Source organism: Microbacterium sp. (genome assembly GCF_044340635.1).
In the GTDB taxonomy this organism is placed as follows: Bacteria; Actinomycetota; Actinomycetes; order Actinomycetales; family Microbacteriaceae; genus Microbacterium.
The window spans coordinates 16,186-42,370 of sequence record NZ_JBIITF010000005.1 but is presented as its reverse complement, the minus strand read 5'-3'; the positions used below and the strand labels follow the sequence as shown (position 1 = coordinate 42,370).

Below are 26,185 nucleotides of genomic sequence, written 5' to 3'. Positions count from 1 at the left end.
GGGCGACCCTCACGATGTTACCGGTACCATCCAGTTTGCGCGAACGCTTTGCCGTCGTTTGAGGAGCTCATTCAGTCGCGGCGCGGAAGCGCAGAGTCGCGCACGACGAGCAACGGAGGCTCGACGAACGCGCCCCCCGGCGCGCCGACGACCTCAGCAACCACCCGCCGCGCTTCGGACGCGAGGTCGAGTCGCACCGTCGTCAACGCGGGCAGGTAGAACGCGGAGTCGGGGTTGTCGTCGAACCCCACGACCGAGACCGCCCCGGGCGCGTCTATGCCCCGCGCGCGCAGTCCCGCCATCAGCCCGAGCGCCATCTGGTCGTTGGCGACGGCCAATGCCGTGGGGGCCTGTTCGCGCCCGAGCGCATCAGCCACCGCTTCTGCGAGCGCATACCCGGCGGCAGCGCTCCAGTCGCCTTCCCATCGGGCAGCGAGGGTCAGTCCCGCGGAGTCCAGCGCATCAGCGACGCCCCGGGCGCGAGCCCTCGCCTCGAGCCAGTCACCCGGGCCCGCAACCTCGGCGATCCGGCGATGCCCGAGGTCGAGCAGGTACGCCACCGCGAGCGCCGCGCCCGCCGACTGAGTCGCCGCACCGGTGCCGCCATGCAGGGCCACGATCGGAACACCGGGCGCCGCCATGGTGGCCGCCTCGAGTGTGCGCGTGTGCGGTGCGACGAGCACGATGCCATCGACACCCTGAGCGAGCAGGTGCCCTACCGCCGCTTCGACCGACGACGCATCTGCAGCATCCGCGTAGGCCGTGGCGATCCAGCGCCCTCCCGTACGGGCGGCGGCCTCGAGCGCGGCGACGCCTTCGGCAGGCCCGTAGAGGGCGGCATCGGATGCGACGACGCCCAGCGTGCGCGACGTGCTGGTGCCGAGGGCTCTCGCGGCGTTGTTGATGCGATACCCCAGCGCCTGGATCGCATCCAGCACCCGCTGACGCGTTTCGGGACGGATGTGCGGATGGCCGTTGAGCACGCGCGACACCGTCTGCGTCGACACCCCGGCGTGCGCGGCGACATCGCGCACCCCGACGGCACGCACGGGCGCGGGCTGCGTCATGGCTTTCCTTTCTCGGGTGAGCTTCAGCGTAGTGATAGAAGATGTGTTCTATTAATGAGGCCCACATCCTTCCTGTATTCGAATATATCTGCTAAGCTCGATCTGTGATCGACGACCTCAAACATCCGGAGACATCGTCAACGAGCGTGTCGATGGAAGAATCGCTGGGCTTCCTGTTCGACGACCTCCAGGGCGATCAGTTCGCGGCGATCCGGCACGATGCGCGTCGCGCGGCCGGTATCGCGGAAGCGATCGAGATCGCGCGCCTGCATCCGTACGTCTATACGGACATTGTCGGGCGAGACGGTGAAGACTTGGCCGAGCGCGGAGTTCTGCTCGATCTGTCATTGCGGCTGAACGTTGCCGAGCAGACTCTTCGATCCCTCGCGCACACGGCGTCGTCCGCATCCGAGTCCCTGCCGTGGCTCTGGCGCCGAGCGCTGGACGGCTTCGCCCCGCTCGTGCTCGTGGAGGCGGTTGTCGCAGGAGCCGCGCGACTGCGGGCCCCGATCGGCGCATCGCACGAAGAGATCGCGGAGGCCGAGTCAGCGATCGCTGAACTCGACGCGGCCACATCGGAGTGGGTCCTGTCCTGCACGCGCGCCGCATTCCGCGCACGTCTCAAGCGGCTGCTCGAACGACTCGACACCCGCCGCTCCGAGGTACGCCACGCCGCCGCAATGCGCGATCGTCGCGTCTGCATCGAGCACGTCGACGACGGGATGTCGTGGGTCTCCGCCCTCGTACCGACCGTCGATGCGGTGGCCCTCGGTCGGCGCCTGAACGCGACGGCACAGGCTACGTCGAGGGATGCCCGCGAGCTTCGCACCCGCGATCAGATTCGGGCCGACCTGTTCGCGTCGTGGTTGAAGGGCGAGGGGACCCCGACCGCGGTCAAGACGAAGGTCTTCGTCACCGTGCCGGTATCCCTGCTCGCGGGCACGGGGACGACGGCCGGCGCACGTGGCGACCTCGCAGCGCGGCTGGCCGCGCTCCCCCGCGAGGATGCCGAGCTCGTGGGCCACGGTCCGATCGATCCGCTCACCGCCGCTCAGATCTTCAGCGATGCGAAGGCCTTCCACCGCGTGGTCACCGATCCGGTACGCGGCGTCGTCCTCCACATGGACCGCCGCACGTATCGCCCGACGAAGGCGCAGCGGGACTGGCTGATCCTGCGCTTCGGAAGATGCGCCCGCGATGGCTGCACCCGCCTCGCGCTCGACGCCGACATCGATCACGACAGGCCCTGGGCCCTGGGAGGGAAGACCGACGAGGACAACTTGCGCCCGCTCTGCCCCCCGGACCATCAGCATCGGCACATCACAAAATTCCGGTTCATCACGCGAAGCGATGGCACGGTCAGGGTGGAGACTCCCACGGGCTACGCGAGTTCCGCGCCTCCACCCTTCTGAGCGCCCTCGGCATTCGCTCATGTGCGAGCCTGGAGACATGCGCATCGCTCTCACTGGCTCATCCGGCAAGCTCGGCTCCGTCGCCCTGCGCGAACTGCGCGCGGCCGGCCACGACGTCATCGGGATGGACGTCGTCGGCGAGCGCGGTCCGGGCTTTGTCCGTGTCGACCTCACCGACTACGGCCAGGTCGTGGATGCCCTCACGGCCGTCAACGACCAGCACGACGGCTTCGACGCGGTGGTTCACCTGGCTGCCATCCCGGCCCCCGGCATCGCGCCCGATGTCGCGACGTTCCACAACAACATGCCGAGCACGTTCAACGTGTTCTGGGCGGCCATCCGCCTCGGCATCACCCGAATCGTCTATGCATCGAGCGAGACGGTGCTCGGCCTACCGTTCGACGTGCCGCCGCCCTACATCCCCGTCGATGAGGATTACCCGGCCCGTCCTGAGTCCGTCTATTCGCTGGTCAAGCATCTCGAAGAGCAGCTTGCGATCGAACTCGTGCGGTGGCATCCGGATGTCTCCATCACCGCCTTGCGCTTCTCGAACGTCATGGTGCCCGAGGACTACGAGGCGTTCCCGTATGACGCCGATCCGCGGGATCGCAAGTGGAACCTGTGGGGCTACATCGACGGCGCCCACGCCATCGAGCGGGCGCTGCAGGTCGCTCCCCCGGGCTTCGACCGCTTCATCATCGCAGCGGCCGACACCGTCACGACGCGTCCGAACGCCGAGCTCGTCGCCGAGGTGTTCCCCAACGTTCCCATCCACGGCGAGCTCGGCGCGCACGACACCATGCTGTCGATCGCGAAGGCGCGGCGCCTGCTCGGCTACGACCCGCAGCACTCCTGGCGCGCCTGACCTCGCGAACCCGCCGAGACGGCCGGCTTGCGTCAAACCTTCGGCTTGACAGCCGGAGCGCTGGGGTCCCGCAGCATCCGACAAACGAAGAACGCCCCCGCATGCGCGGGGGCGTTCTTCGTTCCGTGGCGAGTGAGGGATTCGAACCCCCGAAGGCTACGCCGGCTGATTTACAGTCAGATCCCTTTGGCCGCTTGGGTAACTCGCCAGGGCGCGCCCGTCCGACTTTTGCAGACGACCGGAAGCGCGATCTCCCATATTACCCAATCGCGGGCGCCCCGAAGAACGCGCGTCAGGTACCGAGGCGGTCGAGATCCACGTCGCGCAGTTCGCTCGGGGTCCGCAGGAGAGCGCCCTCGAACCGGCAGGTGGATGCGGCGATGAGCATCGCCTCGTCGAGCACCGCACGCCAGGCATCCGCGTCTTGAGGTTCGCCATCCGTCGCGAGCCGGGCGACGGTCGCTGAAAGCGTCGCATCCCCCGCACCCATCGTGTCGACGATTCGACCCGGCAGGTCCGCGATCGGCGCGACGAGCTCACCGTCACCGAACTCACCCTCATCAAGCGCGACGGCGCGCACGAAGGCACCGTCGGCACCACGAGTGCCCAGCACGACGGGCACCCCGAGCTCACGCATCCGTGTAACCGCGTCGTCCAACGACTCCCCGAACATCAGGTGCGCGTCGTCGTCACCGATCTTCACGAGCACGGCTCGCGGCGCGAGATCCTCGAACCCGGCCACGAACTCCGCGAGGTCCCCCATCATCCCGGTTCGGGGGTTCGGGTCGATCACGAGACGCGTTTCGGTCGCGCGAACCGCCGTAGCGAACTCCGCCGCCTGCGCCGCATCGTCGAAGGGGAAGCAACTCACGACGGTCATCGAAGCATCCGCGATCGCCGCACGCTCGGCATCGCCGAAATGGATGCGCCGAGCCCGAGCCGCCTCATTGAACACGTACACCGGCTCGGCGCCGCCCGCCCGCTCGCTGACGGCACGGGAGGTCCCGAGCGGCGACGGGGTAGCGAGCAGCTCGACATCGAAGTCGGCGAGATAGGCGCGGATGCGCGCTCCCGCATCGTCGTCGCCCACCATCGCGATGAGCGTCGTCGGCACGCCGAGGCGAGCCAGCCCCACTGCAACATTCAGGGCTGCACCTCCGACGAACTCGCGAACACCGAGATCGTCCCGCAACTCATCGATGAGTGCGTCGCCGATCACCACAACCCGTGCTTGCGTCATGACGCGAGACTACGCGAGCACCCGTTCGACGAACCGTTCAGTTCGTCGTCGTGCCCCATCGATCCGGCGGTCGACGCTCGCACGCATCTCGGACGGGGCGAGCGGTGCCGCGAGGCGGACGTTCTCGTGGCACGAGAGATCAGCACAGATGTACGTACCGACGCTGTCGCCATGCGCGCCGGCGTCGCCCGCCTTGCGAGCCGTGAACAGCGAGACCTGGTCGGCGGGCTGCAGGGTGTGGCAGATGTCGCACATCCCGGAGCGGGCGCGAGAGGTCGTCGACGCGGCTCGCAGAGCGACGCCGAGGGGCTTGCCGTCCTGCTCGGTGACGACGTAGCCGCGCCCGCGCACCTCGGGATCCCGCCAGGCCAGAAAGTCCAGGTGATCCCAGTCGGTCAACAGAAAGTCATGCGGCAACTGCAGCTGCCGGATCTCTTCGTCGACGACGTTCACGAACGACGCTCGGACCTCGTCCTCGGTCAACGGTCGCATCCCACCTCCATGCATCGTGCCCCTCCAGTCTACGAACGACGCCGGATAGAGTGCCGTGATGGCTGACTCATCCGTGGACATCATCGACCAACGCCCCGGAGTGATCGAACCGAAGCGATCGTCCTTGCATGCCCGACTTCGGGTCGGGATCGCGGTGGCCTTCTCGGCGTTCTTGCTGGCCGGATGCATCGCATCAGCCTTCCCTTACGCCGTGCTCGAAGAAGCCGCTCAGCCCGAGGATGAGCTCCCCGCCGAACTACCGGCTTATGCGGGAGATGGGGCCGACCTGGAAACGGCACGATTCGTGGGTGAGCACGACGACAGCTCACTGTGGCTCATGCGCGGCGCAGAGATTACCGACATCTGCATCCTCGCGTACCGGGACGATACAGCCTGGGTCCTTGGCTGCGGGCTCGCGAGCGGCCCCGTGGGCATCGGCGGCATGGCGGGAGAGTTCACCGTCGTGCCCGACGGCACACCGGCACCGGAAGGCACGACTCAGGTCTCGGAGAACGTCTACACCCACGGATGAGCCCCGAGGAGGGGAATCCGGCGGTTGTAGACTGCGTGGATGGCCGATTCATCCTTCGACATCGTCAGCAAAGTCGACCACCAGGAGGCCGAGAACGCCCTGAACCAGGCGCGCAAAGAGATCGAGCAGCGCTACGACTTCAAGGGCACCGGTGCATCCGTCGAGTGGAGCGGCGAGTCCGTCCTGATCAAGGCGAACAGCGAAGAGCGCGCCAAGGCGGTTCTGGATGTCTTCCAGTCCAAGCTCATCAAGCGCGGCATCTCGCTGAAGAGCCTCGAGTCGGGTGAGCCGTTCGCGAGCGGCAAGGAATACCGCATCGTCTCGACGATCAAGGACGGTATCTCGCAGGAGAACGCCAAGAAGATCGGCAAGATCATCCGCGACGAAGCCCCGAAGGGCGTCAAGTCGCAGGTTCAGGGCGACGAGCTGCGCGTGCAGTCCAAGAGCCGCGACGACCTGCAAGAGGTCATCCGCGTGCTGAAGGCCGCCGATCTCGACGTCGACCTGCAGTTCGTCAACTACCGGTAAGTCCCCCGGGTGGGCTTTTCGCGCGCGGAGCTCGAGTCGTTCCGTGACCGCGAGATCCCGGAGTTCGTTCCGCCGCGCCCGCGGCTGCTGTTCGTGGGCATCAACCCGGGGCTGTGGACGGTCGCGACGGGAACGCCATTCGCCCGGCCCGGCAACCGCTTCTACCCGGCACTCGTCGCCGCGGGAATCATCCCGAGACGGCCGCGCATCCTCGACGACGGGATGCCGGACGAAGACCGCGCAATGTTCTTCGATGCGGGCATCGGGGTCACGAGCGTCGTGCCCCGTGCCACCGCTCGCGCAGACGAATTGACGAAGCAAGAGTTGCTTGACGGGGCGATTCGGTTGGCAGCGGATGTCGAGCGGTGGCGGCCTCTCGTTGTAGCTGTACTGGGGCTGACGGCTTACCGGCAGGGGTTCGAGCGCCCCCGCGCGAAGGCTGGCCGACAGGACGAGTCGATAGCCGGGGCATCGCTCTGGGTGCTCCCGAATCCCAGCGGTCTCAACGCGCACGAAACCCTCGCCTCGCTCGCGGATTCCTACGCCGCGCCGGCGCGGGAAGCCGGAATCATCCCCTGACTGATTCTTCAGCTACCGGAATAAACCCGCACCGCACCGACCGCGGCGTCTACGCGAGTCGTCATGACGTCACGCGATAGCACGTCCGCTCCATGCGCGGCTGCGTGACGCGGCAGCGCAGCGACCACCGGCCCCAGCTGTTCCACGAAGTCCTGCGCGACAGCCGGTTTCACGCCGAACAGGGCTAGTGAGTCTCTGCTCATGAGCGCGTCGAGATCGAGATCTCGGTTGCCCAGCAGCGCCAGCTGGTGCTGGTTTCCCTCACCAAGCGGCTCGGGGTTGACGTCGAAGGCGGGGGCCAGCATCCAGGCAGGTCCCCTTCGGAGGAATCCATGGTTGCGGAGGTGATCGTCGAGATTGCCAACGAGCGCCCCGAACACCGCGCGCCGCCAGAGTTCGACCGTGTCGGCACCGGCAAGCCGCGCAAAGTCGACGACGTCCATCCAATCGCCACCATCGCCGTCCATGGCCTCGAGCGCAGTCATGGCGGAGATATACGGGATGCGGACGCCATCGTCCTTTCGATCGAATCGCCGGAGGAACAACACCGTGCGATCAGTACCGTCCACCTGCATCCGCTTCGTCATGTGCGCAGGCACCGTGATTCCCGCGGCGGCCATGCCATCGAGCATCGCTGCTTCCCAGGCCATGACGTTCCAGTCGTCGCCGACCGGTTTAGGGAACTTCGCCAGCCACAGGTCAGATCCGATCCTGACGTTCGCCTTGGGACGAGCACCGCCCAAGGAGCCGGTCGCCCGGAAGAGGCGACGAACCGCGACATCATCAATGTCTGTCTCGCCGCGCTCGATCTGGTCCGCGACATGGATGATGTCCGCCAGATCGGTATCGACAGGCACGCCACCATCGGGTGCCATCGCAACGCCCTCAGCCCAGAAACGCGTCGCCCCCTGGCGCCCCTCGTCGTTGACCCCAAACATCAGCGTGAGGTCATCGAGTCGTCGACCCGCCGCGCGATTCTGAACCTTGCGTCCCCACGTATCCGGCGCCGAGTCGCTGAATGGGTTCGCCGGGAGGAGTGGTTGCGCGCCCGGAAACAGACCCAGCGCCGGAGCGAGCGCGAACGCGTCGCGCATGCGCAGATAGCCAGAGTCGTACTCAAACGATCCAGAGGTTCTGGTCCGGAATATCCTCCCCGCAAGGACCTCGCTACGTCCGATGACCGTCGTCACCTCATAGACGTCAGTCATCGTTGCGCACGCGTACTCGTTCAGGCAGTGTTTCGTCCATCATCAGGCGACCCCGCTCCGTGCGGAACGGATCACTCGCCGCGACAACGGCATCCATCAATCCCAGGACGCGCATGACTCGCAGCGTGATCTCGAGAGTTGTCCCCTCGCCGTTCTCGAGTTTGCTGATCGTGGGCGGTGTGGTTCCTGCACGCTCGGCGACCATCCGCGCCGTCAGGCCCAGTAACTTTCGCTGGTTCGCGAGATTCTGGCCGATAGCGCGCATCGACCGCTTCACCGGGATAGGAGTCTTAGACATAATCGACCATTTTAGATCAACGAAAGTTGATAGTAAACAATCTTAGATCAACATTCGTTTATCTTATATGCGCGGTTCGCGGCTTCCTTCAGCCGCGCTTACCGGGCAGCGCCGGCTGAACCTTGCGCTGCCATGGCAGCACGAGCGGCGTGACCAGGCGGAACGCCAGGTTGATCAGCAACCCGAGCAGACCCACGATCAGGATGCCCGCGTACACCTCGTCGATGGCGAACTGCTGACCCGCTCTCCGAATCGCAGCTCCCAGACCGAACTCGGCACCGACGAACTCGGCGGCTATCAGCGTGATCAGACAGGTCGCCATGCCGAGCCGCAGCCCGTTGAGCAGTCCGGGCGCGATCGCCGGGAACAGCAGCCTGGTGAAGAACCGGATACCTGTGGCGCCGAAGTTGCGGCCCGCCTCGATCAGGTCGGTGGGCACGTCCCGGACCGTTCCGCGGGTGCTGATGATGATCTGGAAGAAGGCGGTGGCGAAGGCGGTGATGATGTAGGCCACCTCGCCCCGCCCGACGATGATGATGAAGAGCGGAAGAAGGGCGATCTTCGGCAGCGGGTAGAGCGTGTCGGTGATGGGCCGGATCAGCAATTCGACCGTGCGCCACCGCCCCGATGCGACCCCGATCGCAACGCCGAGCACCGCGGCGAGCGCGAAGGCGATCAGCAGTCGCTGGACGGTCAGCACCAGATCCAAGCCCAGCCGCCCGTTCACGAGTCCGTCGAACGCCGTCACGATGATGTCGCTCAACGGCGGGAAGAATCGCGGGTCGAGCAGTCCCGTGCGCGTGACGATCTCCCACAGCACGATGACCGCGAGTGGGATGGCCCATGACTGCGCCCAGCGTCTCACCGTCGGGTTCATATCTGTGCTCCTTGCACGTCACGTCGCCACGGCAGGAGGCGGTCGGCTACCGCATCGAATCCGACGGAACTGATAAGCCCGATGACGGCGATGATCAACAGCGCGACGTACATGTCGGTGACGCGCAGAATCTGCCAGTTCGACCAGAGGAACTGACCGAGGCCGTTCGGGGCACCCACCATCTCGATCGCGATCACGGCGATCAGGGTGAACCCGAGCGAAACCCGGATACCTGTGACGATCGACGGCAGCGAACCCGGCACGAGGATGCCGAAAAACCTCTTCACTCCCCGGGAGCCGTAGTTGTCCGCCACCTCGACGAGTGTGCGATCGATGCTCCGCACTCCCGCGACGGTGTACAGGATCATGACGATGAGCGGAGTCACCAGGGCGGTCAGGATGATCGCCATCTCGGTCCGCCCGAGCAGGAACGTCAGGAAGGGGAAGAACAGCACGCCCGGAATGGGGTAGAGGAACGCCAGGATCGTATGCGCGCCGCGGTCCATCCATTGCGAGGCGGTGATCGCGATACCCACCCCGACTCCCAGAACCACGGCCAGCACGATCGTGACGAGCACGCGCAGGACGGTCGCGATGATGTCGCCACCCAGCCCGGAAGCGGGTTCGAAGACGATCACACTCCGGGCGATGATCTCGGTGGGCGGCGGGAAGAAGGTGGCCCGGATGACGCCGGTCCGGCTGAGAATCTCCCACCCGACCAGGATGACGACGGGACCGACGAACAGGGCCCACTTGTCGCGAAGGCCACGCCAGCTCACCGGTCGTCCACCGCCATGGCGGCCTGAACCTCGTCGCGCAGATGGTTCCAGATGTCCTGCGACAGGGCGGCGAATTCGGGCGTACCGCGCAACTCGGGGGTGCGGTCCGGCCCGAAGTCGAGCTCGACGATGTCCCGGATCCTGCCCGGTCGGGCGGACATGAGCACCACGCGATCCGAGAGGAAGACCGCCTCATCGATCGCGTGAGTGATGTAGAGCACCGTCGGTTTCGTCTGCTGACGCAGCTCGAGGATCTGCTCCTGCAGGAGGGTGCGCGTCTGCGCGTCGAGCGCCCCGAGCGGTTCGTCCATCAGCAGCACTTCGGCATCCTGCGCGAGCGCACGCGCGATGCCGACGCGCTGCTTCATCCCTCCTGACAGCTGGTGGGGGAAGAAGTCGCCGAAGCGCGCCAGACCGAGCCGCGCCAACTGCTCGTTCGCGATCTCGGCCGCCTCTTTTTTGGGCACATTGCGGTTCCGCGGGCCGAACATGACGTTCTCACGCACCGACATCCACGGAAACAGAGCATGCTCCTGAAACACCATGGCCGTCTTCGGCCTGTCGGGTTTGGAGCTCTGGATCTCGACCGATCCCGAGGATGGCGCGTACAGACCCGCGACGAGACGCAGCAGAGTGGACTTCCCGCAGCCCGACGGTCCCACGATGGACACGAATTCGGCTTCGGCGATGTCGAGCGAGACATCCTCGAGTGCGGTGACCTGCTCCTTTCCCGGGAACCGCTTGCTCACGTCCGTGAGTCGGACCTTCGGTTGCATCTGCGCACTCATCGGCTCACCGCGTCAGTTCTCGAGCGCGGCATCGCGCCAGCTGAAGTCCCAGATGTCCTCTTCGGGGATGATCTCGTCGTAGTTCAGTGACCCCTGCTCCATGAAGAACTCCTGGTAGCGCAGCACCACGTCGAAGTCCACGCTCAGGTCGGCCGGGATGTGGTGCTGGCGGGACGCGGCCACGATCGCCGGATCGGCACCCGTGTACTGCTCGACGAGCTCGAGCATCTCGGGGGTGTCCCATCCGTTCGCGTCGAGATCTTCGGCGGCCATCGCATACGCACGCATGAAGTCCTCGGCCACCTGCGGGTTCTCGTCCGCCCAGTCCGTGTTGTAGATGATTCCCGTGAACGGCAGCGGATCTTCGTCCGCCGGGGTCTCCCACGGGCGGTAGCCCGACCCGTTGCCCTCCGCCTGCGTCGGGAACGGCTCTGAGAGGATGCCCGCCGCGATGCCACCGTTTGCGAGCGCCGGCACCTGATCGGGGAACGGGATGTACTCCAGGGCGATGTCGTCCATCGACAGTCCCCCGCGCTCCAGGGCGAAGCCGAGCAGCGCCTCGGTCACGACGCCGGGCGCGTTGACGGCGAACGTCTGACCCGCGAGTTGCGACATGTCCTCGGCGACCGCGGCGGCCTCTTCCGACGAACCCGCGAGTTGCGACGACACGATGAAGTAATCCTCGATGTATCCGGCGTGCATCGGCGCCACGTAGCGCACGGGCAGCCCCTCGTCCACGGCGTTGTACGCGGCAGAGCCGATCCCGGCGAACCCGGCGTCATACTGCGCGGTCGCGACGCCGGTGATCGACTCGTTCCCGCTGGCGACCTCGACCAGCTCTACGTTGATCCCCACCTCTTCGGCGTACTTCTCGGCGGTCACGAAGAGGGGCAGCGACGAGCCTGTTGCCAAGTAGGCGACCCGGATCGTGCCACCCTCGCCGCCTGCTTCGCCCCCGCCGGAGTCCCCTCCCGAAGAGGCGCCCTCAGGATCGGCCGCGCAGCCTGCGAGAACGAGGACGGCGACGGCACCCGTGGCGACGAGAGCCCGGCGGGCACGGATTGCTGTGTTGTGCATCATGGTGAAACTCCCTTGTTTCTGTTGCGTGCGAGGACGTGCGGTTTTCGTCAGTGCCCGTGCTCCCGGGCCATGAGCCAAGATGGACGCCCACTGATCTTGGCGTCGATCACGAGGGGACGGTCACGGGCGGATGCGAGCCACGTCGCCACCCCGCCCAGGTCGTCCAGCGAGCGCACGGTGATCGCGTCGCAGCCGTAGCCGCGCGCGATCGCCGCGATATCTGTGTCCGGGAACCGGACGATCTCTTGTTCTGCGGCCGTGGATTCCGGAAACAGATGGATTTCGGCGCCGTACGCACTGTCGTTGAAGGCGATGACCACCAGGCCGAGGCGCAGCCGCACGGCGGTCTCCAGCTCCACCGCGCCCATCAGCAGCGACCCGTCGCCGGTGCCGAGCACGGCCATCCGGTCGGGACGCGCGACGGCGGCGCCGATCACGCTGGCGAGCCCCAGCCCGATCGACTGGAACGACAGGGGCAGGACGTAGCCCTCGTCGTCCGGAACGCGCAGATGCGCACCCGGGTAGGCATTGACGTTGCCCCCGTCGACGACGACGACGCGTTCGTCGGGAAGCATCGCGTCGAGCGCGTTGGTCAGGGCTGCGGGATCGACGAAACCCGGCTCGTCGATCACCTCGACGGTCTGATCCGACCAGTACCGCGCCGCGCGAACACGTTCGGCGATCTCGGGCGTGCGGTATCCGACTCTCGTCGTCCCCGTCGCCTCCAGCGCCGCGATCGCGGCGCGTGCGACGGCGCCCGTGTCGCCGACGATCCCGAGGTCGACGAGGCGATACTTGCCGATCGCGTCGACACGGTCATCGACCTGGACGAGGGTCGCCTCCGCTACCAGTGAGCCGCCGCGGGTCGTCCAGTCGTTCAGCGCGACGCCGAAACCGACGATGAGGTCTGCATCCCGAACGAGCTCGGCCGCGTTGTCTGTTGCGAAGCCCCCGACGACATCGAGTGCCCATTCGTCGCCCTCGAACACGCCTCGGGCGCCGCCCGAGGCGATCAGCAGAGCGCCGGTCAGCGCGGCGAGGTCACGAAGGTCCTGCTTGGCGACGCGGGCACCACGACCGCCGATGATCACCGGACGATCTGCACGCGCCAGCATCTCGCCGAGTTCCGCGACATCGGCTCCGGAGACGGCGGGCGTCGGTACGCGCAGGTTCGATGCCGGCCGCGATCCCGGATACGCGATCTCGCGATCCTGGATGTCGATCGGCATCGACAGAACAACAGTGGCGCGCTCGATCTGAGCGACCCGATAGGCGCGGGCCGCATCGGCGAGTGCGGTCGCGGCCGAGTGGATGCGCATGGGTATCGCTCCGACGGCACGGACGGCCGTGTCCTGGTCGATGTGGAAGTTCGATGTGACGTTCCCGACGGCCGTGTCGGCGGCCAGAACGAGAAGCGGTGTGTGGCACTTCGCGGCTTCCGTGATGCCGGTGAGCGCGTTGGTCAGCCCGCAACCCTGATGCAGACTGAGCGCGCTGACGTCTCCCGTCACACGCGAGTACGCGTCGGCCATCGACGCCGCACCGGCCTCGTGGCGCGCGGCGACATAAGAGGCACCCGACGCCACCAGGGCATTCGTCACCCGGAAGTTCCCGCTCCCCACCACTCCGAAAACCTGCCGTAGGCCCAACTCGGCGAGCATGCGGCCGAGAGCATCGTCGACCCTCATCATCTGCGTCACTGCAAGATTCCGTTTCTCAGGTCATCGGCGACCTTCTTCCACCGTAGGATGGTTCCTGATGTGCGTCCAATGAATAATCGACATCATGCTCATTCATTTGGTGAATAATGTCAGGATGCTCGCCAGCATGGATCTGAATCTGCTCCGCACCTTCGTCGAGGTCTATCGGGCCAAGAACCTGACCTCGGCCGCCGAGACGCTGCGCGTGTCGCAGCCCGCTGTCAGCCACGCGCTGAAACGCCTGCGACTGCACTTCGACGATCCGCTCTTCGTGCGGACAGGAACCGGGGTGAGGCCTACACGTCTCGCGGCAGACCTCTACGCCGAGATCAGCGGACCGCTGTCACACATCGTCGCGCGAACCGAGGACGGCACCCGCTTCGAGCCCGCGACCTCGCACAGACGATTCCGCATCGCCCTGACCGACCTGGGCGAGGCCGGCCTCCTCCCTCGCATCCTGCTCGCGATAGCGACTGCCGCGCCGAATGTCTCGATCGAAGTCGTCACTCTCGACATCGACTCGGTTGCCCACGATGTGCTCTCGGGGGATATCGACGCGGCCATCACCAGCTCACCGGTGACGGGTCAGGTCCATCAGGAGGTCCTGTTCCAGGACCGCTACGCCTGCCTCGTGCCCGCCGACCTCGAGGACGACGAGGGACGCATCCGGGTCGAAGACCTGAGCAGGCTTCCCGAAGCGCGCGTCGGTGCCGCGGCCGGGCACCGCGCGATCACCGAAGCGGTCACCACCCTCGGAGCCGGGGTGCTGTCGCGGGTCGCCCACGTCGAGGTGCCGCGCTTCACCTCGCTCCCGTGGATCGTCGCCCGCTGCGGCTACGTGGCGATCGTCCCGATCGACGCCTTCGCCGCGCTCGCGCTGCCTTCCGGGGCGAAGCTGCTCGAGCTGCCGTTCCCGTCTCCCACGACATCCGTCCACTTGATCTCGCACCATGATGCGGACGCGACGTCCGCGACCGCGTGGTTCCTGGCCACCGTACGCTCGACTCTCGCGGCCTAGGCGGGTCCTGTCGGTCGGCGGGCATTCCATCGGTATCGTCGCGTGAGGCGAACGTCCCCGGAGGAACCATGAACGCACAATCTCGCGACCCCGACATCATCGTCAAGCGCGCCATCGTCGGAGTGTTCGCCATTGTGGCCCTAGTGGCTGGCGCGATCGGCTTCACCAGCTGCCTCATCGCGTTCATCGATACCGGGCACCCGATCCTGATCGTCGGGATCGTCGGCTCGCTCGCGGGGTTGGTCGCCGGCCTGTACTTCGCCCGCCTGGCGATGTCCCCGCCGCCGCGCAGCTTCTGAACAAGCGCCCGTCAGGCGACGAAGCCGAGCACCCAGCGATCCAGGCGGGCGTACGCCTCTTCGCGCGCCTCATGCCGCGAGAGAAAGATGTCGTGGATAGCGCCGTCCACGCGTTCGACGGTGATGGAGGATCCGAGCTTCAAAGCCGCGCGGGCGATCTCGTCGACGTTCAGCACGCTGTCGGTTCGGGTGAGCTCGTCGGACCAGCGGGTCGGCAAGACGGATCGAGCCGACAGGAGAACGCACACCGGTGCATCGATCGCCAATCCCGCGGCGACCTGCGCGTGACCCATGAGCACCGCGTTGAACCATCCCGCGTACACCGCCATCGTCTGATCCGGACGCCACGTCGGATCGATGACGACCGGATCGTCGGGGTCCGCGACCTCGCGCTGCGCACGCGCATAGAAGCCCAGGTCGACCTGGGGCGCGACATCCAGCGGATGCATACGAGCGCGCAGGCTCACGACCGGGGCGAGGGCCGCACGGCCGAACCCACTCAACTGGAACTCCAGCCACGGGCTGTTCAGGATCACCGCCGACGCGACGCCCGGATGCCGCGACGCCCAGAGGCTGAGCGTCAGGCCGCCCGTGGAGTGCCCGAGCAGCACGAGACGACGCTCTCCCCGGCCCATCGCGCCGAGCGCAGCGGCGATGTCCTCGTCGTAGTCATCGAGATCCGTGATGTACCCCGGTGTCTGCCCCTCCCGCAGGCTCCTCCCGTACTTGCGAAGGTCGAGCGCGAAGAAGCGCGCGCCGCGCTCGGCGAAGAACCGGGCCAACCGCGCCTGGAAGAAGTAGTCCGACCATCCGTGGACGTACAGGACGTCGACATCGGCGAGCGGACGGCGATCGCCGAACAGGCGGTCCGCCAACGACTCGACGGGCAGGTGACGGACGAGGGTCGCGACGACCTCGCCCTCGTCATCCTCCGCAAGGAAAAGTGTCCGTTGCTCGAACCCCGCACCGAGGACATCGGGCCGCCATCCCGCGTCCGTCGTCATCCGCCCAGGCTATTGCGCAGTGTCACTCTCCGCGCGAGATCGCGACCATCTCGTCACGCGGCACGACTTTGACGCGGGCACGCTCATGGGGCACGCCGAGCGCGACCTCGTGCTCGTCGAGGCGGTGCCAACCGTCGAGGTCGGTCCAGCGCACGCCGCGCTCGGCGAGCAGAGCCGGAATCGCCTCTTCCGAGGGGTCCTCCGGCTGCCACCACGAGGCCTGATCGTTGATCAGATGGCGCACGGTCTCCATCGCGTCGGACTTCGTGTGCCCGATGAGGCCGACCGGTCCGCGCTTGATCCAGCCGGTGGCGTACACGCCCGAGACGCGCTCGTTGGACTCCTGGTGGATCGCCTGACCCTCGTGGTTCGGGATGACACCGTGCCGGGGATCGAAAGGCACGTCGGGCAGCGGTGAGCCGAAGTATCCGACAGCACGGTAGATGGCCTGGATCGGCACCTCGCGGAACTCGCCGGTGCCCTCGATGCCGCCCTCCGTATCGGGACGGGTCCGCTCGTACACGAACGCCGTCGCCCGACCGGAGGCATCCTTCTTGACCTCGACGGGACGCGCCCAGAAGTGCAGGTGCAGGCGTCGGGATGCCTCGCCCCCCGCGTTGTTCACGGACGGGCGCTGGCGCCACGACTGCAGCACGCGGTCGATGACCATGACCTGCTTGTTGCTCGCGATCGCGGTCTTCGAGGCCTCGTCGTAGTCGAAGTCCTCGTCGTAGACGACCGTGTCGACATCGCGCAGCTCGCCGAGTTCGCGCAGCTCGAGCGGGGTGAACTTGACCTGTGCCGGACCGCGGCGTCCGAAGACGTGCACATCGGTGACCGGGGACGCCTTCAGCCCCTGGTAGACGTTGTCGGGAACCTCGGTGGGCAGCAAGTCGTCGGCGTGCTTCGCGAGCATGCGTGAGATGTCGAGCGCGACGTTGCCGTTGCCGATCACGGCGACCGATTCGGCCTCGAGCGGCCAGGTGCGTGGCACGTCGGGGTGTCCGTCGAACCAGCTCACGAAGTCGGCGGCCCCGTAAGAGCCTTCGGCGTCGATACCCGGGATGTCGAGGTCGGTGTCGCGGATCGCGCCGGTCGCGAAGATCACGGCGTGATAGTGGCGCTTGAGATCCTCGAGCGTGACGTCTTCGCCGTAGCGCACATTGCCGAACAGACGGATGTCGCCGCGGTCGAGGACTTCGCGGAGCGCGGTGATGATGCCCTTGATGCGCGGGTGATCGGGCGCGACCCCGTACCGCACGAGCCCGTAGGGGGCGGGAAGCTGCTCGAACAGGTCGATGGAGACATCGAACTTGCGCTCGGTCTTGAGCAGGATATCCGCGGCATAGATGCCCGCGGGGCCCGCGCCGACGATGGCCAGCCTGAGCTTGGTCATGGGGTCCTTCCGGTGATGCTTGCGAAGAGGTGGAGCGAGGCGGCGAGCGCTCAGCTGCTGCGGTCGACGACGGCCTCGGAGAAACGCTTGAGCGCGTCGCGGACGGGACCGTCCGGGAGAGGATCGAGCGCCTCGACCGCCTCACGCGCCCAGTCGTGGGCCAGGCGCAGCGTCCGGGCGGTCGCGTCGTGGTCACGGAGTTCGGCGAGCGCAGTATCGAGGATGGCCGGGTCCTCGCCATCCGCGATGCGAGCGACGCCTTCGTCGATGCGTGACGTGAGGGCGACGGACGCGTCGTCGCTTTCCTGCCCGAGCAGGAGGAACGGCATCGTCGGCACACCCGCGCGCAGGTCGGTGCCGGGGACTTTGCCGGTCTCGTCGGGGTCGGCGCTCAGATCGAGCACGTCGTCGAGCAGTTGGAAGGCGACGCCGGTCTTCTCGCCGAAGGTGCGCAGCGGCATGCCGTACTCCTCGGGAGCACCCGCGAACACGACGCCCGTCTCGGCCGAAGCGGCGATCAGCGAACCGGTCTTGTCCGCCAGCACCTGCAGGTAGAACGCGACGGGGTCGTCGCCCTCCTGCGGCCCGACGGTCTCGTGCATCTGACCGAGCACGAGGCGCTCGAATGTGTCGGCCTGCAGACGGATGGCCCGCTCGCCCTGGCGTGCCATGATCTGGCTCGCTCGCGAGAAGAGCAGGTCGCCGGTCAAGATCGCGACGTTGTTGCCCCACACGGTCTGAGCGCTCGGCACCCCGCGGCGCACATCCGCGCCGTCCATGACATCGTCGTGGTACAGCGAGCCGAGGTGCGTCATCTCGAGCGCGGTCGCGCCCTCGATCACGGCGGGCGTGATGCCCTCACCGAGGTGGGCCGAGAGCAGGGCGAGCATCGGACGGATGCGTTTGCCACCGGCCTCGTACAGGTACCGGCTCGTCGCGTCGGCGAGAGCATCTGTCATCTTCAGCTCGTCGGCCAACGTGGCCTCGACCCGATCGAGACCGTCCTCCACCTGGGCGAGGAGCTTGCGCGAGCGGGGTCCGGCGAAGACGCGCTCGGTCATGCCGAGTCGGCTCGTCAGTCGCGAGCCGCGCGCTGAGGGGCCCGGAGTCACCCCTCCAGCCTACCGGCGGCTTTTCCGCCCGCGGTGCAGAGCGACAATCCCGAACGAGAGGTTCCGGTAGGCGACATCCTGCCAACCCGCGCCGCGGATCCACGCGGCCAGGGTTCGCTGGTCGGGCCAGTCCCGAATGGACTCGTTCAGGTAGTCGTAGGCGTCGGCGTTCGAGGAGAGGGCGCGCGCGACGACCGGGAGCACTCGGGAGTTGTAGAAGCCGTACAGCTCGGCGAAGGCGCGCGACGGCGGGTGTGAGAACTCGCAGATCACGACGCGTCCCCCGGGCTTGGTGACCCGGTACAGCTCGGCGAGCGCCTTTCGGGGTTCGTCGACGTTTCGCAGACCGAACGACATGGTCACGGCGTCGAATTCATCGTCGGCGAAGGGCAGATCGGTCGCGTTCGCCTCGACGAACGACAGGCCCGGTACGTCGCCGTGCCGGCGTCGACCCTCGGCGATCATGCCGGGCGAAAAGTCCGCCGCGACAACCTGCGCGCCGCTGCGCGCGAGCGAGACCGACGATGCGCCCGTACCCGCGGCGAGGTCCAGGATCCGCTCGCCTGCCCGCGGGGCAACGGCCCGGCGGGTGGCGACGCGCCACAGCCGATCGTTGCCGAGGCTGAGGGCGGTGTTGGTGCGGTCATAGCGACCCGCGACCTGGTCGAACATGCCGCTCACGCGGGCCGGATCCTTGCCGAGATCGGCGCGGTTGGGCTCACTGGGCTCGTTATTCGCCGATTGCGGGGTCACCCGTCGAGTCTACGAGGCGTGCCAGCCAGCGGGCCGCGGTCGCCGGATCGTAGGGCGGTTCGTGCGCGCTGACCGCCGCGAACAGTTCGGCGGTGAGCGCCTCGAGCTTCTCGACCACGTCGAGCGGGTATCCGTAGCGCACCCGGTGCTCTTCCCACTCGTCCTCATCGTCGATATAGACACCGCGCGTTTCCTGATCGACGACGTCGAGGTCCATGTCGATACCGGTCGGCTCACCGCCCGACCAGCGCGCATCCCACGCGATGTCGATGTAAACCCGGGTGGGATGCGGGCGCGCGTTCATCGTCAGCACGTGATCGCCCGACGGCGGCAGCAGCATCACGTTGTCCTCGACGACCACGACCGAACGACCCGGCCGGTCGCTCCGCCACCCCCCGCGCTGCCCGAACCAGTCGCCCCACTCGTCGGAGCCGAGGTACACGCACTCGTGCACCCAGTGGGTCGAGCCATCCCATTTGCGCCAGCGGAACTCCAGCTTCGTCCCCATCGGAGGAGTCCCGACAGGAGGACGGATGGATGCCTCGGCCGGCACATTCGGATCTGCGCTCACGCAGCGAGTCTAGGCTGGAGCAGTGACCGAGTCCGCCCCCGCCCGCGTGCTTCGGCTCACCGCCGCAACCCTCGATGTCACCACCCGCGAACTCGATCCGATCGAGGACCTTCTCGCGTATGCCGACCCCGCGCATCCGCTCGCGTGGTTGCGTCGCGGCGACGGAATGGTGGGTTTCGGCTCCGCCGCGATGATCGAGGTGGGCGGGCACCGAGCCAACCCCCCCGAGGGTTCGCAAGCCGCCGCACTCGCCGAGACGTGGCGAGCGGTCGCGGCAGCAGCGAGCGTTACCGACGAGGTCGGGCTGCCCGGAACCGGCCTCATCGCGTTCGGCGCGCTGAGCTTCGACCCCGCGTCCGCGATGGCGAGCACCCTCGTCGTACCGCAGTTCGTCTTCGGACGTCGAGCGGGACGGTCGTGGGTCACCACGATCCATCGCGCCGGCGCGGAGGCACCGATCAATCCCTCCGTGCGCGACTGGGGTCCGGCCTGGTCCGCGACCGTCGGGCCCGGCGAACTCGATGCGCCCGGCTACCAGGCCGCGGTCCGGGCCGGCCTCGAGGCCATCGCCGCGGGTGAAGTCAGCAAGGTGGTGCTCGCCCGCGACCTCACCGGATCCGTTCCCGCGGGGGCGGATCTGCGGCGGCTGGTCCGCGCGCTCGCGACGGGCTATCCGGATGTCTGGACGTATGCCGTCGACGGCATCATCGGCGCGAGTCCCGAAACCCTCGTGACCGTCTCGGGCGGCACGATCACGGCCCGGGTGCTCGCGGGCACGGCGCCACGAGGTGCCGATGCGGACGGCGACACCGAGGCATCCGTCGCCCTCGCCGCCAGCGGCAAGGACCAGGACGAGCACCGCTTCGCCGTCGAGAGCGTGCTGCGGACCCTGCGCCCACACACGAGCGCGCTCACCGCGAGCGAGCAGCCCTTCGCACTCAAGCTGCCGAACGTCTGGCACCTCGCGACGGATGTCGAGGGGATCGTCGCGCCGGGAGTTTCGGCGCTGGATCTGGTCGGCGTCCTTCACCCGACTGCCGCCGTTGCCGGCACGCCCACCGCCGCAGCGCTCAAGGTCATCCGGCGCATCGAGCCTTTCGACCGCGGTCGATATGCGGGACCCGTCGGCTGGATCGATGCTTCCGGCGATGGAGAATGGGCGATCGCGCTGCGGAGCGCCCAGTTCGGTGACGGCGGTCACATCTCGGCGCATGCGGGCGCGGGTATCGTGCTCGGCAGCGATCCCGAGGCCGAGCTGCTCGAGACACGGATGAAGTTCCGACCGATCGTCGACGCCCTCGCCTGATCACCGCGCGAGCGGCACCTCGATCAGCTGCCGTCCGCCGACCGGGGACACGAGAAGCTGATCCAGCGCCGAACGCGTGGTCGGCCGGTGATACTCCCAGCCGTAGGCCAACGCGAGGTGTTCGAGGCGCACAGTCTGCGGGGTGAACAGCACGCGATCCATGTCTTCGGGTGAGGCGACCTGCGCGACCTCGAGCCCGTCGAAGATCGTGCCTCCGCCGTCGTTCCCGACGATGACCTGCAAACGCGGCTCGCGTTCGTTGGGCGGCAGCAGGAGCGCCCCGACGTCGTGCAGCAGCGCCAGATCACCCAGCAAGACGCGGGTGACGCCCGATTGCCCGTCCGCCTGGCTGGCGAGGGCGACGCCCGTAGCCGTCGCGATCGTGCCGTCGATCCCGGCGACACCGCGGTTCGAGTGCACGGGCACCTTCTTGCCCCCGAGCACACTGTCGGCCACACGCACCAGACGCGACGACCCGAACACCAGACGATCGTGCGGCCACGTGGCACGCCAGAGCGCATCGACGAGCGTGGTGCGATCGAGCGGGGCGCGCACGGCGGCGAGTTCGGCATCGACGGCCCTCCGCCGCGCGGCGGGATCCGTGGCGGAGAGACCGGCGAGGTCCGGCGCGGGTGCGCCGAGGTCGACCTCCTGCGCCTGCGATGCGTGCAGCCACGCGCCGAGCCATTCCCGGTCGGTCTCGCCCGGGTCCACCCGCACGGACTCCACCGGCTCGGTACATCCGTTGAGGTTCAGCCGCTCTCCCGGCCCGCGGACGGCGATCACGTCGAGCTCGGGGTCGGAGAGCAGTGCCGCGACCTCACGACTCAGAGTCGGCCGGCCGAACACGATGGCTCGTTCGACGGCGCCACCCAGGGATTCCTCCCGCAACAGCGCGCGATAGCCGTGCACCAGGTTGCGTCCGAAACGCGCACCGCTCACGATCTCGGCGACGAGGGGCCAACCGCCAGCGTGGGCGACCTGTTCCGCGTCGACACCGGCATCGGCACCGGCGATCACCAGCGTGCGGGGTCCGCGCGCCAGCGCGTACGGCACGGCCTGGTCGAGGTCGGTCGATTCGGCGAGACCGATGCCGCCACCCCCCTGGTACAAAGCTCCCGAGGCCGCCTCGACAGGGGGCGGTGCGCCATCCGTCGGCTCGCGTTCGGTGGCGAACCATGCGGGCAGGGAACCGGCGAGCGGTTCGCGGACCGGCAGGTTGACGTGCGCGGGCCCGGCGGGGAGCGAGGCGGAACCGGATGCAGCGGCGAAGGCATCCGCGGCGATCGTCCGAAAAGTCGCGGTCTGTGCCGAATCCCCCGCGTCGTCGATGTCCTCCGGCACCGGCGCGTCGAGCGCGAACCGGGTAGACGGGCCGAAGAGGCCGGGCTGGCGCGTGGTCTGGTTCGCGCCGACTCCGCGAAGCTCAGGGGGCCGATCCGCCGTGAGCAGCAACAGGGGAACCCCCGCGTGATGCGCCTCGAGGGCGGCCGGCAGCAGGTTCGCCACGGCCGTGCCCGACGTGCAGATCACGGGGACGGGAAGACGAGACTCGCGGGCAAGGCCGAGCGCGGTGAAGCCGGCAACGCGCTCGTCGATGCGCACGTGCAGCGAGATGAGACCCGCGCGCTCCAGGGAGGTCGCGGCGAGCGCCAGCGCCTGCGAGCGGGACCCGGGGCTCAGCACGATGTCGCGCACGCCGAGAGTCACGAGTTCATCGAGCAGCGCCGAGGCCGCGTCCATGGCCGGGCTCGGCGAGGTCCGCGGCGTACCGCCGCCGGCAGGGGACACTTTCAGCCGATCGAGCCGCGGCGCGGGCCGTCGGAGTCCGGATCGATCGCGCCCGGGTCGGCACTCTCCGGGTCCACCGGCGCCGGAGCGGCGTTCCGCGGGTCGTCCGCCTCAGAGTCGAGCATCGCGAGCTCTTCTTCGAGACGACGGATGCGCTCGTCCTGGTCCGAGAACGACCCCCCTCCGACGCGTCCGAGAAACTCGGGGTCGTCGTCGGGCGCGAGCGCGAGCTTCAGACGCGATGGACGCGAGCGTCCCACCACGAACCACAGGGCGCCGCCGAGAACCGGAAGGAGGATGACGATCGCGATCCACGTGGCCTTGGAGACTCCCCGGTGACGGGTCGGTGGCTGCACGGCAACGTCAACGATGCTCACGACGTAGAACGCCAATGCCAGCACCGCCACGATCAGGAGCACGCGGGGCATAGGAACCATCCTAGGCGCGCAGGGTGGGCCGAGACCCGTCGTTGCGTAACTGTGAGGGTCTGCCCAGGGCAGCCTCCGGGCTGGGGCCGCCGACCTAGGATGAGGGGGTGAAGGTTCCGCCGGTCCTCGTCTACAGCGTGCTGCGGCTGCTCGCGTTCCTGGTGCCGCTCGGCCTCATGTTGCTGCTTCCGATCTTCCGCCAGAACTGGCTCATCGCCGTCGTCTTCGCGGCCCTGCTCGGGCTCAGCCTGTCCCTGCTGTTCCTGCGCCAGCCGCGCGCCGCCGTCGCCCAGGGGCTCGCGAAGCGCCGGTCTGACTCACGGTCGCTGGTGCCGGACGAGGACGCCGAAGACGAGCTGTCAGCCGACGAACGCCCACGCGAGTAACGCGGCGTAGCCGAGCGAGGTCAGTGACGTGAGCGCCAGCGCCGTCACGAGCTCACGCGGGGCACGGAAGGTCCAGACGATCAGGATGGCCGGAAGCCCCGCGAGCAACGCGAGCAGCGTGAGCCACGCGATCGGGTAGACCAGTGCGAGGAAGCCCGCGATCACGAACGGCACGAGCACGAACAGGGTGAACAGCACCTGCGTCGCCCGCTTGCCGATCAGGACGGTGAGCGTCCGTTTGCCGGCGCTGCGGTCCTGATCGATGTCGCGCAGGTTGTTGGCGAGCAGCACCGCACAGGCGAGCAAGCCGATAGCGACGGCACCGAACCAGGCCTCCTGCGGCACCGCCAGGGCCTGCACCCAGGTCGTGCCGATCGTGGCGACGAGCCCGAAGAAGACGAATACGAAGATCTCGCCGAGCCCGAAGTATCCGTAGGGCCGGCGGCCTCCCGTGTAGAACCACGCCGCCACGATGCAGGCCGCGCCGACGGCGATCAGCCACCACTGCTCGGTGCGGATCACGATCGCGAGGCCTGCGACTGCGGCGAGCGCGAAGAAGACCAGCGCAACAGCGAGGACCGTGCGGGGCTTCGCTCGACGCGCGCCCGTCAGTCGTCCAGGGCCCACCCGGTGGTTGTCGGTGCCGCGGATGCCGTCGCTGTAGTCGTTCGCGTAGTTGACGCCGATCTGCAGGCACACCGACACGGCGAGGCACGCCAGCGCGATGACCCAGTGGAAGATGCCGGTCGCGAGCACGGCGGCTCCCGTGCCGACAACGACGGGCGCGATCGCGAGGGGCAGGGTTCGGGGACGCGCGGCACCGATCCAGTCCCGGGCGGTTGCGGGCTTGACGGTCACGGCGTCGGGGCGACCGCTCCGCCGCGGGTCGCCGCCGCCACGCTGTTTCTTACCGGTCCGCTTGCGAGTTGTACCTGCCACGAGGGTTCATCCTAGGCGGATCGCCGCTCAGTGCTTCGAGACGGTCAGCGCGAGCACTCCGCCCAGGCCGATCATCATGCCTCCGCCGGCCGCCGAGAGGCGCTCGACGCGACGCGGGCTGCGGGCGAACCAGTCCCGGGCAGACCCCGCCCCGAGCGCCCACACCGAATCGCTCGCCCACGCCAGGAACGCGAAGATGGCACCGAGCTCGAGCATCTGCAGCGGGATCGTCCCCGCACCATAGTCGACGAACTGCGGTAGGACGGCGACGAAGAAGGCGATCGTCTTGGGGTTGGTCACGCCGACCACGAACCCCTCCCCGACGAGGCGCCTGGTCGATGAGGCGGCAGCTCCCGCAGCGACCGCGGCGGCTGCCTCCTTGCGATGCCGGATGGCCTGGATGCCCAGCCAGATCAGGTACGCGGCTCCGGCGAACTTCACGATCGTGAACAGCACCACCGACTGGGCGACGATCACACCCAGCCCGAGCGCGACGAGCACCACCAGGACGAGCATGCCGAGCGTCGTGCCGACGACGGACAGGACGCCGCCCCGGCGACCGAGCGCGAGGGACCGGCCGATGATGAACAGCACCGAGGGTCCGGGCATGACGATGAGCACGAGCGAGGCGATGAAGAACGCGGCGAGCTGCGGCCAGGGGACCATGCCGCGATCCTATTCCTCGCGGATCGCGCGCCGGAGAGCTTCCCGATCGAGCTTGCCCGAGGGCAGGTGCGGCACGGGTCGTCGCACGAGGCGCGACGGGCGGGCGGCAGGTCCGATCGCCCCGGCGACGGCGGCGCGGGCGGCTTCGAGCAGCGCGGCGCCGTCTCCGCCTTCGATCGACTCGACGACGATGACGGATGCCTCACCCCAGCGCTCGTCCGCCACGCCGATCACGACGGCGTGCTCGAGTCCGCCCACACCGCGCACGACCGCCTCGACACGATCGAGCGAGACGTTGATCCCGCCCGAGACGATGACGTTGTCGCGGCGGCCGGTGACACGCACGACGCCATCCTCGACCGCACCGGTGTCACCCGTGCGGTAACGACGGATGCCGTCGCGGTCGACGGGGAAGGCCGCGGCCGTCAGGGCGTCATCACCCAGGTATCCGTCGGCCAGAGTCGGTCCCGCGATCACCAGTTCGCCGCCCATCACCCGCACATCGACCCCGTCGAGCGGCACGCCGTCGTACACACACCCGCCGCTCGTCTCGGTCGAGCCATACGTGCGGACGACGCGGACGCCGAGGGCATCGGCGCGCTCGCGCAGCGGCACGGGGAGGGCCTGCCCGCCGATCAGGAGCGCTTCGAAGGACCGCACGGCGTCCCGCACGCCCGGCTCGGTCTCGGCAGCCGCGACGAGAGTTGCGAGCTGCGCCGGCACGAGCGAGGTGTAGCGCGCCGCCGAAACGGGCATTTCGTGCGTGGCTGCGACGAACGCATCCGGGGTGAACGGCCCGTCGAGGTAGGCCGGACTCGTCCCCGCGAGGTGCGCGCGCACGAGCACCTGCAGACCCGCGACGTAGGTCACGGGCAACGCGAGCAGCCACGCACCCTCACCGATCCGCGCGGCCGTCGCCGAAGCGGACGCCCGCAGGGCCGCGGGGCTCAAGACGACCGTCTTCGGCACGCCCGTCGAGCCGGACGTCGTGATCAGGACCGGTTCGACGCCGCTGAGCGCGGCGGGCAGGCCCGCGGCGACGGCGCGCGGCTCGCTCGACGTGTCACTCAT

29 protein-coding genes and 1 tRNA gene are annotated in these 26,185 nt (G+C 68.1%); 9 read left to right on the top strand and 21 right to left on the bottom strand.

Annotation, left to right across the window (positions count from 1 at the left end):
* Positions 1-71: 71 nt before the first annotated feature.
* Positions 72-1,067, bottom strand: a complete 996-nt coding sequence (locus ACIQ0W_RS06255) for a LacI family DNA-binding transcriptional regulator (protein ID WP_396641934.1) — start codon at positions 1,065-1,067, stop codon at positions 72-74.
* A 104-nt stretch (positions 1,068-1,171) separates the two neighbouring features.
* On the opposite strand from ACIQ0W_RS06255, the gene ACIQ0W_RS06250 reads away from it, so the two are divergent.
* Together ACIQ0W_RS06250 and ACIQ0W_RS06245 are read left to right on the top strand one after the other, a co-directional pair.
* On the top strand, positions 1,172-2,479 hold the full coding sequence (locus ACIQ0W_RS06250) for an HNH endonuclease (protein WP_396641933.1): 1,308 nt from the start codon (positions 1,172-1,174) through the stop codon (positions 2,477-2,479).
* 37 nt (positions 2,480-2,516) lie between these two features.
* Entirely contained in the window at positions 2,517-3,344 is an 828-nt protein-coding gene (locus tag ACIQ0W_RS06245; RefSeq protein WP_396641932.1) for an NAD-dependent epimerase/dehydratase family protein, read from the top strand.
* A gap of 126 nt (positions 3,345-3,470) precedes the next feature.
* Here ACIQ0W_RS06245 and ACIQ0W_RS06240 read toward each other — a convergent pair.
* The 3 genes from ACIQ0W_RS06240 to ACIQ0W_RS06230 form a co-directional block, all read right to left on the bottom strand.
* Positions 3,471-3,552, bottom strand: a tRNA-Tyr gene (locus ACIQ0W_RS06240).
* An 84-nt stretch (positions 3,553-3,636) separates the two neighbouring features.
* On the bottom strand, positions 3,637-4,584 hold the full coding sequence (locus ACIQ0W_RS06235) for a carbohydrate kinase family protein (RefSeq protein ID WP_396641931.1): 948 nt from the start codon (positions 4,582-4,584) through the stop codon (positions 3,637-3,639).
* 9 nt (positions 4,585-4,593) lie between these two features.
* Entirely contained in the window at positions 4,594-5,076 is a 483-nt protein-coding gene (locus ACIQ0W_RS06230; protein WP_396641930.1) for an FBP domain-containing protein, read from the bottom strand.
* A gap of 58 nt (positions 5,077-5,134) precedes the next feature.
* Between ACIQ0W_RS06230 and ACIQ0W_RS06225 the strand changes: the two genes are divergently transcribed.
* From ACIQ0W_RS06225 to ACIQ0W_RS06215, 3 genes are read left to right on the top strand one after another with little or no spacing between them, the layout of a single operon-like run.
* On the top strand, positions 5,135-5,608 hold the full coding sequence (locus ACIQ0W_RS06225) for a hypothetical protein (RefSeq protein WP_396641929.1): 474 nt from the start codon (positions 5,135-5,137) through the stop codon (positions 5,606-5,608).
* 39 nt (positions 5,609-5,647) lie between these two features.
* Positions 5,648-6,136, top strand: coding sequence for a YajQ family cyclic di-GMP-binding protein (locus ACIQ0W_RS06220; RefSeq protein ID WP_396641928.1), 489 nt, complete (start codon positions 5,648-5,650; stop codon positions 6,134-6,136).
* A gap of 9 nt (positions 6,137-6,145) precedes the next feature.
* On the top strand, positions 6,146-6,715 hold the full coding sequence (locus tag ACIQ0W_RS06215; RefSeq protein WP_396641927.1) for a mismatch-specific DNA-glycosylase: 570 nt from the start codon (positions 6,146-6,148) through the stop codon (positions 6,713-6,715).
* An 8-nt stretch (positions 6,716-6,723) separates the two neighbouring features.
* On the opposite strand, the gene ACIQ0W_RS06210 is transcribed toward ACIQ0W_RS06215, so the two are convergent.
* The 7 genes from ACIQ0W_RS06210 to ACIQ0W_RS06180 form a co-directional block, all read right to left on the bottom strand.
* Entirely contained in the window at positions 6,724-7,923 is a 1,200-nt protein-coding gene (locus ACIQ0W_RS06210; protein ID WP_396641926.1) for a type II toxin-antitoxin system HipA family toxin, read from the bottom strand.
* A complete protein-coding gene (locus ACIQ0W_RS06205; RefSeq protein ID WP_396641925.1) occupies positions 7,916-8,221 on the bottom strand; it encodes a helix-turn-helix domain-containing protein in 306 nt (101 codons plus the stop codon). Before ACIQ0W_RS06205 ends, ACIQ0W_RS06210 begins: the two co-directional genes overlap by 8 nt.
* 88 nt (positions 8,222-8,309) lie before the next feature.
* On the bottom strand, positions 8,310-9,098 hold the full coding sequence (locus ACIQ0W_RS06200) for an ABC transporter permease (RefSeq protein ID WP_396641924.1): 789 nt from the start codon (positions 9,096-9,098) through the stop codon (positions 8,310-8,312).
* A complete protein-coding gene (locus ACIQ0W_RS06195; RefSeq protein ID WP_396641923.1) occupies positions 9,095-9,877 on the bottom strand; it encodes an ABC transporter permease in 783 nt (260 codons plus the stop codon). Before ACIQ0W_RS06195 ends, ACIQ0W_RS06200 begins: the two co-directional genes overlap by 4 nt.
* On the bottom strand, positions 9,874-10,626 hold the full coding sequence (locus tag ACIQ0W_RS06190; protein ID WP_396641922.1) for an ABC transporter ATP-binding protein: 753 nt from the start codon (positions 10,624-10,626) through the stop codon (positions 9,874-9,876). The genes ACIQ0W_RS06195 and ACIQ0W_RS06190 overlap by 4 nt, the downstream gene beginning before the upstream one ends.
* Positions 10,627-10,677: 51 nt before the next feature.
* A complete protein-coding gene (locus ACIQ0W_RS06185; RefSeq protein WP_396641921.1) occupies positions 10,678-11,745 on the bottom strand; it encodes an ABC transporter substrate-binding protein in 1,068 nt (355 codons plus the stop codon).
* A gap of 47 nt (positions 11,746-11,792) precedes the next feature.
* Positions 11,793-13,436, bottom strand: coding sequence for a thiamine pyrophosphate-binding protein (locus tag ACIQ0W_RS06180; protein WP_396642037.1), 1,644 nt, complete (start codon positions 13,434-13,436; stop codon positions 11,793-11,795).
* 124 nt (positions 13,437-13,560) lie between these two features.
* On the opposite strand from ACIQ0W_RS06180, the gene ACIQ0W_RS06175 reads away from it, so the two are divergent.
* Complete coding sequence (locus ACIQ0W_RS06175; protein ID WP_396641920.1) at positions 13,561-14,463, top strand: LysR family transcriptional regulator; 903 nt, start codon at positions 13,561-13,563, stop codon at positions 14,461-14,463.
* Positions 14,464-14,531: 68 nt separating this feature from the next.
* The gene (locus tag ACIQ0W_RS06170; RefSeq protein WP_396641919.1) at positions 14,532-14,762 is read left to right on the top strand and encodes a hypothetical protein; all 231 of its coding nucleotides are present in this window, start codon (positions 14,532-14,534) and stop codon (positions 14,760-14,762) included.
* An 11-nt stretch (positions 14,763-14,773) separates the two neighbouring features.
* Here the strand turns inward: ACIQ0W_RS06170 and ACIQ0W_RS06165 are convergent, their stop codons facing one another.
* From ACIQ0W_RS06165 to ACIQ0W_RS06145, 5 genes are read right to left on the bottom strand one after another with little or no spacing between them, the layout of a single operon-like run.
* Positions 14,774-15,766 (bottom strand): alpha/beta hydrolase, encoded by a 993-nt coding sequence (locus tag ACIQ0W_RS06165; RefSeq protein WP_396641918.1) that lies wholly within the window; start codon positions 15,764-15,766, stop codon positions 14,774-14,776.
* A gap of 22 nt (positions 15,767-15,788) precedes the next feature.
* A complete protein-coding gene (locus ACIQ0W_RS06160) occupies positions 15,789-17,162 on the bottom strand; it encodes an FAD-dependent oxidoreductase (protein ID WP_396641917.1) in 1,374 nt (457 codons plus the stop codon).
* 50 nt (positions 17,163-17,212) lie between these two features.
* Positions 17,213-18,274 carry a polyprenyl synthetase family protein gene (locus ACIQ0W_RS06155; protein ID WP_396641916.1) on the bottom strand — a complete coding sequence of 354 codons (1,062 nt, stop codon included), beginning with the start codon at positions 18,272-18,274 and terminating at the stop codon, positions 17,213-17,215.
* Between the two features lie 9 nt (positions 18,275-18,283).
* Complete coding sequence (locus ACIQ0W_RS06150; RefSeq protein WP_396641915.1) at positions 18,284-19,027, bottom strand: demethylmenaquinone methyltransferase; 744 nt, start codon at positions 19,025-19,027, stop codon at positions 18,284-18,286.
* Complete coding sequence (locus ACIQ0W_RS06145) at positions 19,005-19,598, bottom strand: DUF402 domain-containing protein (RefSeq protein WP_396641914.1); 594 nt, start codon at positions 19,596-19,598, stop codon at positions 19,005-19,007. Before ACIQ0W_RS06145 ends, ACIQ0W_RS06150 begins: the two co-directional genes overlap by 23 nt.
* 22 nt (positions 19,599-19,620) lie before the next feature.
* Here ACIQ0W_RS06145 and ACIQ0W_RS06140 point away from each other — a divergent pair, with 22 nt between their 5' ends.
* Positions 19,621-20,904, top strand: a complete 1,284-nt coding sequence (locus tag ACIQ0W_RS06140; RefSeq protein WP_396641913.1) for an isochorismate synthase MenF — start codon at positions 19,621-19,623, stop codon at positions 20,902-20,904.
* On the opposite strand, the gene menD is transcribed toward ACIQ0W_RS06140, so the two are convergent.
* The gene (menD, locus tag ACIQ0W_RS06135; RefSeq protein ID WP_396641912.1) at positions 20,905-22,647 is read right to left on the bottom strand and encodes a 2-succinyl-5-enolpyruvyl-6-hydroxy-3-cyclohexene-1-carboxylic-acid synthase; all 1,743 of its coding nucleotides are present in this window, start codon (positions 22,645-22,647) and stop codon (positions 20,905-20,907) included. It abuts the gene before it with no gap.
* Positions 22,648-22,697: 50 nt separating this feature from the next.
* Positions 22,698-23,123 carry a PLD nuclease N-terminal domain-containing protein gene (locus tag ACIQ0W_RS06130; RefSeq protein WP_396641911.1) on the bottom strand — a complete coding sequence of 142 codons (426 nt, stop codon included), beginning with the start codon at positions 23,121-23,123 and terminating at the stop codon, positions 22,698-22,700.
* Between the two features lie 107 nt (positions 23,124-23,230).
* Here ACIQ0W_RS06130 and ACIQ0W_RS06125 point away from each other — a divergent pair, with 107 nt between their 5' ends.
* Positions 23,231-23,509, top strand: a complete 279-nt coding sequence (locus ACIQ0W_RS06125; RefSeq protein ID WP_396641910.1) for a DUF4229 domain-containing protein — start codon at positions 23,231-23,233, stop codon at positions 23,507-23,509.
* On the opposite strand, the gene ACIQ0W_RS06120 is transcribed toward ACIQ0W_RS06125, so the two are convergent.
* From ACIQ0W_RS06120 to ACIQ0W_RS06110, 3 genes are read right to left on the bottom strand one after another with little or no spacing between them, the layout of a single operon-like run.
* Entirely contained in the window at positions 23,483-24,448 is a 966-nt protein-coding gene (locus ACIQ0W_RS06120) for a 1,4-dihydroxy-2-naphthoate polyprenyltransferase (RefSeq protein ID WP_396641909.1), read from the bottom strand. The genes ACIQ0W_RS06125 and ACIQ0W_RS06120 overlap by 27 nt on opposite strands.
* Positions 24,449-24,475: 27 nt before the next feature.
* Positions 24,476-25,114 carry a LysE family translocator gene (locus tag ACIQ0W_RS06115; protein WP_396641908.1) on the bottom strand — a complete coding sequence of 213 codons (639 nt, stop codon included), beginning with the start codon at positions 25,112-25,114 and terminating at the stop codon, positions 24,476-24,478.
* Between the two features lie 9 nt (positions 25,115-25,123).
* Positions 25,124-26,185: an AMP-binding protein gene (locus ACIQ0W_RS06110; RefSeq protein ID WP_396641907.1), complete on the bottom strand. Its 1,062-nt coding sequence runs from the start codon at positions 26,183-26,185 to the stop codon at positions 25,124-25,126.